Annotated in this window: 1 protein-coding gene; it reads left to right on the top strand. The window is 57.3% G+C overall.

Going from position 1 to position 260, the window contains the following annotated elements; all coding sequences use genetic code 11:
- Positions 1 to 42: 42 nt before the first annotated feature.
- On the top strand, positions 43 to 260 hold a 218-nt coding region (locus tag SB822_RS58415), incomplete at its 3' end, for a hypothetical protein (RefSeq protein WP_410859287.1).

Raw genomic sequence — 260 nt, forward strand, 5'->3', positions numbered from 1 at the left:
GGCTCTACAACAGTCGTTGGTCATTACGCGCAGTCGTTCGAAATGCGCATCGCTCCGGCGCAAGAATACGTCTACGAGCAGCCTTTTCAGATGGAAATGCGCGATACGCGCAAGGGTTGCAAGAGATTCCTGGTCGTGCAGGAGCCGACTGTGCGGCACGCAGTCAAAGTCTGTGACACGTACGGCGCGCAATATTGGAGCGGCGCAACCGCAGTTCTGGTGCATCAGTCCATCAGCCGACTCGGCGTGCACATTGAGTC

Source organism: Paraburkholderia sp. SIMBA_054 (assembly GCF_046534875.1).
Classification (GTDB): domain Bacteria; phylum Pseudomonadota; class Gammaproteobacteria; order Burkholderiales; family Burkholderiaceae; genus Paraburkholderia; species Paraburkholderia hospita.